Genomic DNA, 12,608 nt, shown 5'->3' with positions numbered 1-12,608 from the left:
GCCGACCTGATCGTCGCCGACACCTGGGTGTCGATGCATGACGGCGAGGAGACCCGCGAGCGGCGCCACAACCTGCTGGCGCCCTACCAGGTCAATGCCGGGCTGATGGCGCGGGCCGGAGAGCAGGCGCTCTTCATGCACTGCCTGCCCGCGCATCGCGGCGAGGAAGTCACCGACGAGGTGATGGACGGGCCGCAATCGGTGATCTTCGACGAGGCTGAGAACCGCCTGCATGCGCAGAAGGCGGTGATGCGCTGGTGTCTCGACCAGTGACCTGAGACGGCAGGGCCGGGCGGGTTTTACCGCCCGGAAACCGTTTTCTCCTATCCCTGACCGCGTCCGGGGCGCTGCTCCGGACCAATTCAGGGAGGTCCGCGTGCGAATCGAGGAAGAGATACGGCCCTGGCCGGAGGAGGACCGCCGCCGCGGCGGGGAGATCCGCGACCTGCTGGAGCCCGGCCTTCGCGGCATCCTGCTGGAGGCCTACCGCGCCATCGATCCGGACCTGGCCGAGCTGCCCAGCGAGCTCTACGAGCAGGAGCTGAAGAAGTTCCGCTGGATCGCCACCGGCGATTTCTGCCCCGCCTATTTCCGCGACCAGGGCCAGATCGCCGCCAATATCGCCGGACAGGTGAGCTATCCGGCCTATTTCCAGGGCTATGCCGCCTATGCCGGCGGGCTGGCCAATGCGCTGGCCGGGGCCACGGAGGAACGCGCGCCGGAGGAACGGCGGGCCCTGATGATGAGCCTGATGCGCTCGGTCTTCTCGGATGCGGCCATGGCGATGAGCCATTTCTTCGATGCCCAGCAGGCCGAGATCGAGGCGCAGCGCGCCGAGTTCGACCGCCGCCGCGAGGCGGAGGCGGAGGCCGACCGCGAGGGGCTGGCCATTCTCGCCCGCGCGCTCAAGGCGCTGGCCGGGCAGGAGCTCGACTACCGCATCGGCGCGCAGGTGCCCGAGAAGGTCGCGGGCACCTGTGCCGATTTCGACCGCGCCGCCGATCTGCTGCAGGCGGCGATGACCGAGATCTCCGACGCGGCGGGCGAGCTGACCGCCAATAGCGCGGCGATCGCCCAGGCGCTCGGCGACCTCTCGCGCCGGACCGAAAAGCAGGCCGCCTCGCTCGAACAGAGCTCGGCCTCGCTGGAGCAGTCGACGGTCAGCATGCAGCGGATCAGCACCGGCACGACCGAGGCCGCGGGTGCGGCCGCCGCTGCGCTCGGCGAGGTCGCCGAGTCGGGCGAGGTGCTCGGCCGCGCGGTGACGGCGATGGGCGAGATCTCGGCCAGTGCGGGCAAGATCTCGGAAATTGTCGGGGTGATCGACAATATCGCGATGCAGACCAACCTGCTTGCGCTCAATGCCAGCGTCGAGGCGGCGCGGGCGGGCGATGCCGGGCGCGGCTTTGCCGTGGTCGCGGCCGAGGTGCGCAGCCTGGCGCAGCGCTCGGGCGAGGCGGCCAGCTCGATCCGCAGCCTGATCTCCGACAGCGCCGCCCATGTCCGCAGCGGCGAGACGCTGGTCGGCGACAGCAGCCGCCGGATGGAAGGCGCGAAGGAGCAGATGCAGCGGATCGACGGGCTCCTCAAGACGATCGAGAGCTCGGCGGCGGAACAGTCGGGCGGGCTCGGCCAGATCAACCAGGCGGTGACCCATATCGACGGCATGACCCAGCAGAACGCCGCCATGGCGGAGGAGACCACGGCCGCCGCGGTCAGCCTTCGCGCCGCCGCCGAGCAGCTGGCCGATCTGGTGGGCCGCTTCCGCCTCGGCAGCGGTTCCAGCCAGGCGCAGACCCCGCGCCGCCGCAGCGCCTGAGCCCAGTCCCGCGCCGCACTTGATGCGGCGCCTCGCCGGTGCCGTCTGGCGCCGGGCCGGGGTTCAGCTCCGCGGGCGGGGCTTGGCGCGAAGCGTCGGGTCGGCCTGGGTCGGGTCCTCGGGCCAGGGGTGGCGCGGATAGCGGCCGCGCATGTCCTTGCGCACATCCGCATAGGAGGACGCCCAGAAGCCCGGCAGATCCATCGTCGTCTGCACCGGCCGCCCGGCCGGCGAGAGCAGCGTCACCCGCAGCGGCCGCCCGCCGACCATAGGATGCCGGGTCTCGCCGAACATCTCCTGCAGGCGCAGCGCGATCTCCGGCGCCTCGCTGCCATAGTCGATGGCGATCTGCCGCCCGAGCGGCGTTGTGTAATGCGGCGGCGCGAAGCGGTCGAGCGCCTGCGCCGCGTCCCAGCCGAGCCGCTGCGCCAGCGCCGGCCCCGGGTCTAGCGTCTTGAGATCGCCCGCGCTGCGCACCTTGCCGAGCCAGGGCAGCAGCCAGTCCCCGGCTTCTGCCAGCAGCGCCTCTTCCGACGGGTCCGGCAGCTCCGGCATCTCGTTCCGCGCCAGCGCCAGCCGCGCCCGCAGCAGGTCGAATTTCGCCGATGGCTTCAGCGCCTGCAGTCCCAGATCGCGCAGCCCGTCCAGCGCGGCCAGCGCCACGGCCTCCTCGGGCGCGTCCTTCCAGTGGCGGTCCGACAGGACCAGCGCGCCGAAGCGCTCCTGGATGCGGGCTTCCACCCGGCGGTCGCGCCGCGACCACTGGCAGACGGCCACCTCGCCGATGCGGTCGCCATAGAGGCCGCGCAGCTCGCTTTCCGACAAGGCGGCGCCGAGCCGGATCTTCGCCTCGCGGGCATCGCCGTCGAGATCGGTTGCCACTACCAGCCGCTGCCCGGCCAGCGCGTCGCCCGGCGCCATCGCCGCCCCCTTGCCGCCCGACAGCAGCCAGCGCGGCTCGTCGCCCTTGCGGCGCAGCCCGATCCGGTCGGGATAGGCCAGCGCCGCCATCTCCGCCGCGCCCAGCCCGCCATTGCCGCCCGACGCCGCCCGACGCAGCCGCTTCGCCTCGGCGCGGATCCGTTCCAGCCCGGCGCGGCTGGCGATATCGCCATGCTCGGCGGCGAAGCGGCGGGGGTCCTTCAGCGCCTCGAGCCGGAGCCTCAGATCGCAGCCCGCGCCGCGCAGCGGGTCGCGATCGGCCAGCAGCGCCGCCAGATCCGCAGCTTCCGGCCCGGCCTTGGCCAGCATGTGCCCGAGCCGCGGATGCACCGGCAGCCGGGCCAGCGCCGCGCCGTGCTCCGTCATCCGCCCGGCCTCGTCGAGCGCGCCGAGATCGTGCAGAAGCGCCCGCGCCTCTGCCAGCGCGCCCTCGGGCGGCGGGGTCAGGAAGGCCAGCTCGCCGGGCTCCGCCCCCCATTGCGCCAGATCGAGCGCCAGCCCGGTCAGGTCGGCGGCCGCGATCTCGGGCGGCGGGAAGGCGGCAAGCGCGCCGTCCTCGCCCTTCGTCCAGGCGCGGTAGCAGACCCCCGGCGCGACCCGGCCGGCCCGGCCGCGGCGCTGTTCGGCCTCGGCGCGGGTGACGCGCTCGGTCACCAGCCGCGACATGCCGGAATTGGGATCGAACCGCGCCCGCCGCGCCAGCCCGGCATCGACGACGACGCGGACATCCTCGATCGTCAGCGAGGTCTCGGCAATCGCGGTGGCCAGCACCACCTTGCGGCGCCCGGCAGGCGAGGGGGCGATGGCGGCGCGCTGCGCCTTCAGCTCCATCGCGCCGAAAAGCGGCAGCAGGTCGGCATCGCCCGGCAGCCGGTCCTTCAGCAGCGCCTCGGTCCGGCGGATTTCGCCCTCGCCGGGCAGGAAGACCAGCACGCCCCCGCCGGTCTCGCCATAGGCGCGGGCAACGAGATCGGCGGTGACCGCCTCGATCCTCTCGCGCGGGCCGCGGGGCCGGTCCAGATGGCGGGTCTCGACCGGGAAGGCGCGGCCCTCGGAGGTCACCATCGGCGCATCGCCAAGCAGTGCCGCGACCGGCGCGGCGTCGAGCGTTGCCGACATCACCACGATCTGCAGGTCGCCGCGCAGCGCGCCGCGCACCTCCCAGGCCAGCGCCAGCCCCAGATCTGCCTGCAGCGAGCGTTCGTGGAATTCGTCGAAGATCACCAGGCCGATGCCGGGCAGGTCGGGATCGGCCTGCAGCTGGCGGGTCAGGATGCCCCCGGTGACCACCTCGATCCGGGTGGCTTTCCCGACCTTGCTGTCGCCGCGGATGCGGTAGCCGACGGTCTGGCCGACCTCCTCGCCCAGGGTCGAGGCCATCCGCTCGGCCGCGGCGCGGGCGGCAAGGCGGCGGGGTTCCAGCATCAGGATGCGGCCCGCGACAAGGCCCGAGGCCAGCAGGTCGAGCGGCACCCGGGTGGTCTTGCCCGCGCCGGGCGGGGCCTGAAGCACCGCGAGCCCGCGCGCGGCGATGGCCTCGCGCAGCGCGGGCAGCGCGTCGTCGATCGGAAGCGGAAAGGCCAAGGTCAGCGCCGCACCATGCGGAAATTGCCGAAAGTCGTGGGCACGCGCAGCTCGGTGACGCGCAGCGTGCCGTCCTCGGGGGCATAGATCACGGTGAAGGGCCAGACCGGCTTCTCGGCCAGCTCCTTCGGCGAGAAGCCCGCGACCCGGCGGTACTCGCCGCGGCATTCGAGCCCGCCATCGCCGGTCGGCTGGCCGCCGACCAGCCGGATATCGGCGCGCCGCCGCCCGTCATAGAGGTCGATCGCCAGGTCGCAGGCCAGGTCCGCGGGCCGGTCGCGCAGGATCGCGAAAGCGGCGGTCATCGGATCGACCGTGCCGGCCTGTTCGGAGGCGGGCGCGGCGTGCTTCGGCGTCTTCGTCCGTTCGGGGGTCCGCGTCACCTTCGGCGTGCCGCCGGAATAGGCGAAGGCCAGCTCCTCGGTCCCGCCATCCTCGGTGGTCGAGGAGGAGAAGCTCTCGGGGCGGTAGCGGTTGCCCTCGGCGCGGCCGCGGGCATGGGCGTCGACGCTGGTGTCGAGGAAAAGCCCCGCCAGCCCGCCCGAGCGCATCGCCCCGGAGGCGGCATAGCGGCCGCCGCGTTCCTCGAGCGCATAGCTCAGCGTCCCGGCCCGGATCGGCCCGAGCCTGAGATCGAAGGTCCCTGTCTCCGCCGCCTGCACCCCCGGCGCGACGAGCGCGAGGGCCGCCAGCGCAAGGGCGGCAATTCCTGCATGTGACATTCTTCGCGGCCTCCCGCTCTTGCCATTCCTGTCCGGCACAAGGCAGAAAACCGCGGTGATCGTCAACCGGCGCGCGCGCGCCTGCCCGATGAAGCGGAGACCTGCCATGGACCAGACCGACCTCGCCCGCCGCATCCTCGACGGAGAGCGCCGCGCGCTGGCCCGGGCCATCACCCTGGTCGAGAGCGGCCGGGCGGATCACCGCGAACAGGCCGTGGCGCTGGTCGAGACGCTGCGCAAATCCGGGCGCAAGGCGCTCCGGATCGGGCTGTCGGGCACGCCGGGGGTGGGCAAGTCGACCTTCATCGAGGCCTTCGGGATGATGCTGACCGCCAGGGGGCTGCGGGTCGCGGTGCTGGCGGTCGATCCCAGCTCGGCGCGCTCGGGCGGCTCGATTCTCGGCGACAAGACCCGGATGGAGCGGCTGTCGCGCGATCCGATGGCCTTCATCCGCCCCTCGCCCTCGCAGACCCAGCTGGGCGGCGTGGCGCGGCGCACCCGCGAGGCGGTGGCGCTGTGCGAGGCGGCGGGGTTCGACGTGGTGCTGATCGAGACGGTGGGCGTCGGCCAGTCCGAGACCATGGTCGCCGAGATGTGCGACCTGTTCCTCCTGCTGATGGCGCCCGCGGGCGGCGACGAGCTGCAGGGGGTCAAGCGCGGGATCATGGAGATCGCCGACATCATCCTGGTGAACAAGGCCGATGGCGACCTGAAGCCGGTCGCGACGCGGACCTGCGCGGATTATGCCGGGGCGCTGCGTCTGCTGCGCAAGCGGCCGCAGGATCCGCCGGGCTTTCCCAAGGCGCTGATGGTCTCGGCGATGGCCGAGACCGGGCTGGAGGAGGCCTGGGCCGAGATGCAGGCGCTGGATGCCTGGCGGCGCGAGACCGGGCACTGGGAGGCCCGCCGCGCGGAGCAGGCCCGCCACTGGTTCCGCGAGGAGCTGCAATACGGGCTGCTGGCGCGGCTCTCGGCGGATCCCGGGCTGGTCGCGCTGCAGGCGGCGCTCTCGGATGCGGTGGCGGACGGGCGGCGCACGGCCGAATCGGCGGCGCGCGAGGTGCTGGACGCGCTGGGGCGCTGAGCCCGCCCGGGCCTTGCCGGGCTGCCTCTTCTCGCGCCGTTCGGCGCAAAAGGACGCAGGCGTCCCGCCGCAGCTTGCCGCCCGGTTCACCTGGCCAAGCCGACTGGTGCCGATCAGTGACAGGACGGCCCCCGCAGGCGGTTCCGGTGTCACATTCAGTCCCTATATGTTAGCGCACGGGCCGATCCGCAGCAAAGGGGCGCCGCAGCACGCGGCGGGACAACCAATGGACCAACTTTCTCAGCATGGATCCGCGGTGGTGGCGGATCTGAGCCAGCGCTACGGCCTCAGCCAGGACGCGGTGCGCGCCATGATGGACGCCGTCAGCCGCGGCGGCGGCACCCAGGCGCAGTTCTCGGTGCCCGAGCTCGGCGGCATGGGCCAGTGGTCCTCGGGCGGCATGACCATGGTCGGCGACATGTTCAACTCGAACCTGCAGGCGCTGGTCTCCAATCTCTGCGGCGAGATCTCGAACGCCTATTTCAACGGGTCCTTCTACGCGCCGCGCCCGGTGCAGGCGCAGATGCAGGGCGGCGGCCAGTGGCAGGGCCAGGGCAATGGCGTCTCGATGAGCTTCTCGGGCGGCAACTGGTGGCCGCAGGAGCTGGGCAGCCCGTCTTCCTCGGGCAGCCAGAACAATCTCAGCTACGCGATCTTCCCCGGCAGCCGCCGCCTGGCGGTGAACCTGAACGGCCAGGTGACGGTCTACGACACGCTCGACCACATGATCGGCGGCGTCGGCCAGCAGCAGTCGGGCGATGCCAGCTGGACCTTCACCAGCCAGTACGGGACGGTCTATCTCAACCAGCTCCCCGTGGTCTCCGGCCAGGGGCAGGGCCAGGCGCCGGTGCAGCAGGAGCCTTCCTGGACCAGCGCGCCGCAGCCCGCGCCGCAACCGGCGCCCCGGCCGGAGCCCGCGCCGCAGCCGATGCAGCAGCAGGCGGGCTCGGGCGATGTCTTCGGCGCGCTCGAGAAGCTCGGCCAGCTGCGCGACATGGGCGTGCTGACCGAGGACGAGTTCCAGTCGAAGAAGGCGGATCTGCTGGCGCGGCTCTGATCGCGCCGGTCCCGCGCGCGGCGACGAAAAAAACCGGGCCGCCGCGTGGCGGGCCCGGTCCGGGGAAGCCGTGAAAAGAGGGATCAGCTGCCGGCGAGCTGCTTCTTCAGCTTGTCGACCGCGGTGGCCGTGACCTTGACCACGTTCGTCGTCGCGGTGATGCGGTCGGTCGCGGCCTGCTCGACCACCGCCTGCTGCGCCTTGCGCAGCTCGGTGCCCAGCACCTGCTCCTTGTTCTTCGAGCCGCGCGACGAGCCGAACTCGAAGTCGAAGGCCGAGCCGATATTGCGCGCGAACATGCCGCCGATGCCGATGACGAAGCCGACCACGGTCTCGTTCAGGGTCGGCACCAGCGTCACCAGCGCCACGATCAGCACGATCGCCACGAAGGCCGAGATCAGCATGATGTTGCCGCGCTTCTCGCCGCGGGTCTCCTGCGAGCGGCGGGCGTCCTGGACGTCCTCGAGGAAGGCGCGGTCGCGCTCCAGTTCCACCCGGGCGAGTTCCGCGTCGAGCTGCGCCAGCGTGCTGCGCAGCTTCACCATCAGCTCGGGATCGGCGGCCAGCAGCGCGCGGGCCTCCTCGACCTGCGAGGGCGTCTGGACCGGCATGCCGATGACCCGCGAGACCTCGTTGGCGATGCTCTCGGCGGCCTGGGCGGTGTGCTTGACGGCATCGGCCTGCCTGTCGCCGACGAGGAAGCGGACCATCGGCGGCAGCACGTCGGCGACCAGCGGGATCAGCGAGGTGGCAAGGGCGAGGGGAAGGACCATGGCTCAGGCCTCCGCCGATTGCGCCGCTTCGAACTGGCGCATCATGTGATAGGCGGCCTGCACGGCCGAGCGGACCTCCAGCGTGAACTGCCCGGTCGGCGCGAGCTTGGCAAAGCGCTGGAACTTGGTGATCGCCGCCGTGGTCTTCGGCCCCATCTTGTTGTCGACGATGCCGGGATCGATGGCGAGGTACTGCAGCGCGCGCTGCAGGTCGCGCACGGTGCGGATCTCGAACCCGTCGGGGGCGGGGGCGGCGGAGGGCTTGGCCGGGGCCGAGGGCTCGGCCGCATAGCGCTGGTAGGCGGCGGCCATCTTCTGGTCATAGGCGTTCTGGCGGTAGTTGGTGCCATTGTAGCCGAGCGCGAACTTGCGCCAGTTGAGGCTGCGCAGATGCCCGTCGAGATTGGCGTTCAGCACGAAATCGACGAAGGCGTCGAGATGGTTGTCGACATTGGCCACCAGCGCCTCGACGAAGCTCTCCACATCGGAATAGCCGGCCAGCGCATGGTTGAAGCCCATGATCTGGAACTGCCCCCAGGAGACGGATTTCAGCGCCGCCTCCTCGTCGAGGGCAAGCGCGTCCGTCAGCTTGGGCCATTGCTCGGAGAACTTTCCGTAGTTTCCGGCCGGTCCGCTGAGCACCGGGTGGCTTCGGTCGAAGCGGCGGCCGGTGAAGCTGCGGAACTTGTGTCGCTCGTAGAGGATCGTCGGGCGGCCCTCGTCATCGAAGGGCGCGCGTTTCGACTCGACTTCGGCGACGGCCTTGATGGCGGCGATGTCGCATTCGAGCTCTTCTGCGGCCTTGTGATAGGCGTCCTCGGAAATCGTCTTTGCGGGGTTGGGACAGGAAAAATCCATTGCACTCCTCCTGCAGGCCAAAGTCCTTACCTAACGTTAACAATTCGCAGGGCCAGCGCAAAACGGATTCTTCTCCGGGTAAGGTTTACCGGAGGCGCCCGCCCGGCGGGGCGGCCGCGGGGCAGGGGCGGGGCCGGAATCAGCCCGCCGCGGCCCCCTCGGGCTGTCCGGAATACTGCGAGGAGACGACCCATGTCCTGCGCCCGTCATGGACATGCCCGGCGATCTCTCCCGAGGCCATGCGGACATGGACGCGCAGGTTGATCATCTTGTCGGCGGGATGGTCGTTCACCGCCGGGACGCAGCTTCCGGCGGCCCTGAATGCACCCGTCTTTCACTGGCCGCTGCCGTCATTGCTGCAGTATTCGGCGATCGCACCGGCGCTGTCGCCGGGATGGAGGCGGAGGCGCGTGGTCCCGTCCGGGGCGGTCCATGCCGTCGCGCCGAGGAAGGCGGGGTCCGCCGCGGCGATCGCGGCCCCGTCCTTCCACGGGCCGGACACGGCCCGGATCCGCTGCAGGATCTGTCCCTCCCCGATGGCGAATGTCCGGATGTGAAGGCCGTGCCTGTCCTGCCAGGACATGGCGGCAACGTCTTGAGCCAGTCTGGTCTCCTCTCCGCCGGATTGCGCCTGGCTGCCTTTGGGACCGGCCTGCTGGCGGGGCCCGCATGCCGGCTGTCCGTCGAGAGTGCTGCGGCATTGCTTGATCATTGCCTTGGCGGGGAAATTTCCGCGGGTGCGCAAGGCTAGCCGCCCTTGTGGCTCTCCCATTGATCGGTGCGGCGGAGATCGGGAAAGGGGCTGCCGCCGCGATCCGCCGCGGCCTCTGCGGCCAGCGGCCCGTCCAGCCCGGGGGTCAGCACCGGCCGCAGCAGCGCCATGGGATGCGTGCGCAGCGACAGGCGCAGATGCACGTAATCCTCCACCATCTCCTCGGCCAGGCTCATCTGCGGCAGCACGACCCCGGGCTCGGCGATGCCCTCGCCGTCGAGATCGGTCGCGAAGAGCGGCAGCGGCTTGCGCCCGGCCAGCGCGCGGGCCTGCCAGAGCGCCTCGCGCCGGGGCAGGCCGCCCGCCTCGTCCCCGCCGGGGGCCGCGAGCGTGCGGAAGGCATCGGCCTCGGCCAGCCGCGCCGCCATCTCCGGGGCGATCCCGGCGCGGCGCCAGACATCCTCCACCGTGGCATAGCCGTTGCCGCGCGCGGCGGTGATCCAGGCGGCTTCCTCTTCGGGCAGGCCGCGGATCTGGCGGAAGCCGAGGCGCAGCGCCAGGCCGCCCGCGCCGTCGGGCTCCAGCGTGCAGTCCCAGAAGCTGTGATTGACCGAGACCGGGCGCACCTCCACCCCGTGCCCGCGCGCGTCGCGGACGATCTGCGCCGGGGCGTAGAAGCCCATCGGCTGGGAGTTCAGCAGCGCGCAGGCGAAGACCGCCGGGTGGCGGCATTTCAGCCAGGCCGAGGCATAGACCAGCAGCGCGAAGCTGGCCGCGTGGCTTTCGGGGAAGCCGTAGGAGCCGAAGCCCTCGATCTGGGAGAAGCAGCGCTCGGCGAAGTCGCGGTCATAGCCGTTGCGCGCCATGCCCGAGAGGAAGCGCTGGCGGAACTCGCTGACATTGCCGTGCTTCTTGAAGGTGGCGAGGCTGCGGCGCAGCCGGTCGGCCTCCTCGGGGGTGAAGCCTGCGCCGGTGATGGCGATCTGCATCGCCTGCTCCTGGAAGAGCGGCACGCCCAGCGTCTTGCCCAGCACCGCGCCGAGCGCGTCGGAGGGGAAATCGACCGTCTCCTCGCCATTGCGGCGGCGCAGGTAGGGATGGACCATGTCGCCCTGGATCGGCCCGGGACGGATGATCGCCACCTCGATGACCAGGTCGTAGAAATTGCGCGGCCGCATGCGCGGCAGGAAGTTCATCTGCGCCCGGCTCTCCACCTGGAAGACGCCCAGGCTGTCCGCGCGGCAGAGCATGTCGTAGACGCCCGCATCCTCCTGCGGCAGCGTGGCGAGATCGTAGTCCAGCCGGTGGTGCTGCCGCAGCAGGTCGAAGGCGCGGCGGATGCAGGAGAGCATGCCGAGCGCGAGGATGTCGACCTTGAGGATGCCCAGGCTGTCGATGTCGTCCTTGTCCCAGCAGATGACGGTGCGGTCCTCCATCGCGGCATTCTCGATCGGCACCAGCTCGTCGAGCCGGCCCTCGGTGATGACGAAGCCGCCGACATGCTGCGACAGGTGGCGGGGGAAGCCCTGGATCTCGCGGACCAGCTGCAGCACCTGGCGCAGGCGGCGGTCGGCGGGGTCGAGCCCGATCTCGCGCAGCCGCCGGTCCTCGAGCCCGGAGGTGGCGAAGAAGCCCCAGAGCTGCGAGGAGAGCGCGGCGATCGTGTCGCCGGTCAGCCCCATGGCGCGGCCGACCTCGCGGATCGCGCGCTTGCCGCGGTAGTGGATGACCGTGGCGGTCAGCCCGGCGCGGTGGCGGCCGTAGCGCTCGTAGATATGCTGGATCACCTCCTCGCGGCGCTCGTGCTCGAAATCGACATCGATGTCGGGGGGCTCGTCGCGGGCCTCGGAGACGAAGCGCTCGAAGACCATGGTGCCCATCTCGGGCGAGACCGAGGTGACGCCGAGGCAGTAGCAGGTGACGGAATTCGCCGCCGAGCCGCGGCCCTGGCAGAGGATGCCGCGGGAGCGGGCGAAGGCGACGATGTCGTGGACGGTGAGGAAATAGGGGGCGTAGCGCAGCTTGGCGATGAGCCGCAGCTCATGCTCGAGCAGCGCCAGGACCTTGTCCGGGGCGCCCGCGGGATAGCGCCAGCGCAGGCCTTCGGCGGCGAGCCGCGCCAGCCGGGCATCGGCAGTCTCGCCGCCCGTGCATTCCGACGGGTACTCGTAGCGCAGCTCGTCGAGCGAGAAGCGGCAGGCGGCGGCGATCTCCTCGGCGCGGGCGAGCGCGGCGCCGTGGCCGGCGAAGATGCGGGCGAGCTCCTCCGGGCCGCGCAGCCGCCGCTCGGCATTGGCCTGGGCGGCGCGGCCGATCTCCTCCACCCGGCGGCCCTCGCGGATCGCGGTCAGCACATCGGCGAGGCGGCGGCGCCGCGCGGCATGCATCACCGGCGCGGCGGAGGCCATGACGGGGATGCCGAGCTCCCCGGCCAGCCGCGAGAGCGCGTCGAACCGCGCCGGATCCTGGCCGTCATAGGCGGGGGCGAGGCGCAGGAAGACCTGCCCGGGGAGGCGGCGCGCCAGCCGTTCCGCCTGTGGCCGCCACCCGCCCGCGCCGCCGCCCGGCAGCAGCGCCCGTGGCGGGTGGAGCAGGAGCGCCATCCCCTCCGCCTGGCCCAGCAGCTCGTCGGGGGCGAGCCGGCAGGCGCCCTTCTCCGCCCGCAGCCGCCCGGCCGAGAGCAGCCGGCAGAGCCGTCCCCAGGCGGCGCGGTCCCGCGGCAGCGCGGTGACGGCGAGCCCGCCCTCCAGATGCAGCTCGGCGCCGGGGATCAGCCGCGGCACGCAGCCGAGCAGGGGCGAGGGGCGGTGGGGCAGATGCGGCGGGCAGGGCGGACCGACCGGCCCGTCGCGGGCGATGGCGGCCTCGCGGGCGCGCAGATGGCGGGCGATCTCGCGGGCGCGCTGATGGGCGCGCACGATCCCGGCCACCGAATTGACGTCGGTGACGGCGATCGCGGCGAGCCCGGCCTCGGCGGCCTGCTCCATGTATTCCTCCGGATGGCTCGCGCCGCAGAGGAAGGTGAAATTCGAGGTGATGCAGAGTTCGACCGCCATG

At 71.8% G+C, this 12,608-nt stretch carries 10 protein-coding genes and 1 pseudogene; 4 read left to right on the top strand and 7 right to left on the bottom strand.

All coding sequences use genetic code 11. The features are described 5' to 3' along the window. Positions 1 to 273, top strand: a pseudogene (locus tag FGX59_RS34355) (ornithine carbamoyltransferase); the annotation flags it as partial. A gap of 103 nt (positions 274 to 376) precedes the next feature. Beyond that, the gene (locus FGX59_RS34350) at positions 377 to 1,819 is read left to right on the top strand and encodes a methyl-accepting chemotaxis protein (protein ID WP_138472925.1); all 1,443 of its coding nucleotides are present in this window, start codon (positions 377 to 379) and stop codon (positions 1,817 to 1,819) included. 63 nt (positions 1,820 to 1,882) lie between these two features. On the opposite strand, the gene hrpB is transcribed toward FGX59_RS34350, so the two are convergent. Beyond that, the gene (gene hrpB, locus FGX59_RS34345; RefSeq protein ID WP_240722844.1) at positions 1,883 to 4,345 is read right to left on the bottom strand and encodes an ATP-dependent helicase HrpB; all 2,463 of its coding nucleotides are present in this window, start codon (positions 4,343 to 4,345) and stop codon (positions 1,883 to 1,885) included. A gap of 2 nt (positions 4,346 to 4,347) precedes the next feature. Next, positions 4,348 to 5,067, bottom strand: coding sequence for a DUF3108 domain-containing protein (locus tag FGX59_RS39050; RefSeq protein WP_240722843.1), 720 nt, complete (start codon positions 5,065 to 5,067; stop codon positions 4,348 to 4,350). Positions 5,068 to 5,173: 106 nt separating this feature from the next. Between FGX59_RS39050 and meaB the strand changes: the two genes are divergently transcribed. Both meaB and FGX59_RS34330 read left to right on the top strand, forming a co-directional pair. Next, positions 5,174 to 6,151 carry a methylmalonyl Co-A mutase-associated GTPase MeaB gene (gene meaB, locus FGX59_RS34335; protein WP_138472919.1) on the top strand — a complete coding sequence of 326 codons (978 nt, stop codon included), beginning with the start codon at positions 5,174 to 5,176 and terminating at the stop codon, positions 6,149 to 6,151. A gap of 226 nt (positions 6,152 to 6,377) precedes the next feature. Beyond that, the gene (locus FGX59_RS34330) at positions 6,378 to 7,208 is read left to right on the top strand and encodes an SHOCT domain-containing protein (RefSeq protein WP_138472917.1); all 831 of its coding nucleotides are present in this window, start codon (positions 6,378 to 6,380) and stop codon (positions 7,206 to 7,208) included. An 83-nt stretch (positions 7,209 to 7,291) separates the two neighbouring features. Here the strand turns inward: FGX59_RS34330 and FGX59_RS34325 are convergent, their stop codons facing one another. The 5 genes from FGX59_RS34325 to FGX59_RS34310 all read right to left on the bottom strand — a co-directional run bounded on the left by FGX59_RS34325 (position 7,292) and on the right by FGX59_RS34310 (position 12,607). Next, a complete protein-coding gene (locus FGX59_RS34325) occupies positions 7,292 to 7,981 on the bottom strand; it encodes a hypothetical protein (RefSeq protein ID WP_138472915.1) in 690 nt (229 codons plus the stop codon). A gap of 3 nt (positions 7,982 to 7,984) precedes the next feature. Continuing rightward, positions 7,985 to 8,839: an N-acetylmuramidase domain-containing protein gene (locus tag FGX59_RS34320; protein WP_171060978.1), complete on the bottom strand. Its 855-nt coding sequence runs from the start codon at positions 8,837 to 8,839 to the stop codon at positions 7,985 to 7,987. Between the two features lie 139 nt (positions 8,840 to 8,978). Next, entirely contained in the window at positions 8,979 to 9,131 is a 153-nt protein-coding gene (locus FGX59_RS37920; protein WP_171060977.1) for a hypothetical protein, read from the bottom strand. Positions 9,132 to 9,173: 42 nt separating this feature from the next. Beyond that, positions 9,174 to 9,422 (bottom strand): hypothetical protein, encoded by a 249-nt coding sequence (locus FGX59_RS34315; RefSeq protein WP_138472913.1) that lies wholly within the window; start codon positions 9,420 to 9,422, stop codon positions 9,174 to 9,176. Between the two features lie 164 nt (positions 9,423 to 9,586). Next, a complete protein-coding gene (locus tag FGX59_RS34310; RefSeq protein WP_138472910.1) occupies positions 9,587 to 12,607 on the bottom strand; it encodes an error-prone DNA polymerase in 3,021 nt (1,006 codons plus the stop codon). Between the last annotated feature and the right edge of the window lies 1 nt (position 12,608).

The organism is Poseidonocella sp. HB161398 (assembly GCF_005870025.1).
In the GTDB taxonomy this organism is placed as follows: Bacteria; Pseudomonadota; Alphaproteobacteria; order Rhodobacterales; family Rhodobacteraceae; genus Mangrovicoccus.
This window is presented reverse-complemented; position numbering and strand designations above follow the sequence as displayed.

Coding starts and splice junctions, on each gene's coding strand:
- FGX59_RS34325 (WP_138472915.1), bottom strand. CDS start 7,981: ATGGTCCTTCCCCTCGCCCTTGCCACCTCGCTGATCCCGCTGGTCGCC.
- FGX59_RS34320 (WP_171060978.1), bottom strand. CDS start 8,839: ATGGATTTTTCCTGTCCCAACCCCGCAAAGACGATTTCCGAGGACGCC.
- meaB (WP_138472919.1), top strand. CDS start 5,174: ATGGACCAGACCGACCTCGCCCGCCGCATCCTCGACGGAGAGCGCCGC.
- FGX59_RS39050 (WP_240722843.1), bottom strand. CDS start 5,067: ATGTCACATGCAGGAATTGCCGCCCTTGCGCTGGCGGCCCTCGCGCTC.
- FGX59_RS34330 (WP_138472917.1), top strand. CDS start 6,378: ATGGACCAACTTTCTCAGCATGGATCCGCGGTGGTGGCGGATCTGAGC.
- FGX59_RS34310 (WP_138472910.1), bottom strand. CDS start 12,607: ATGGCGGTCGAACTCTGCATCACCTCGAATTTCACCTTCCTCTGCGGC.
- FGX59_RS34315 (WP_138472913.1), bottom strand. CDS start 9,422: ATGTCCTGGCAGGACAGGCACGGCCTTCACATCCGGACATTCGCCATC.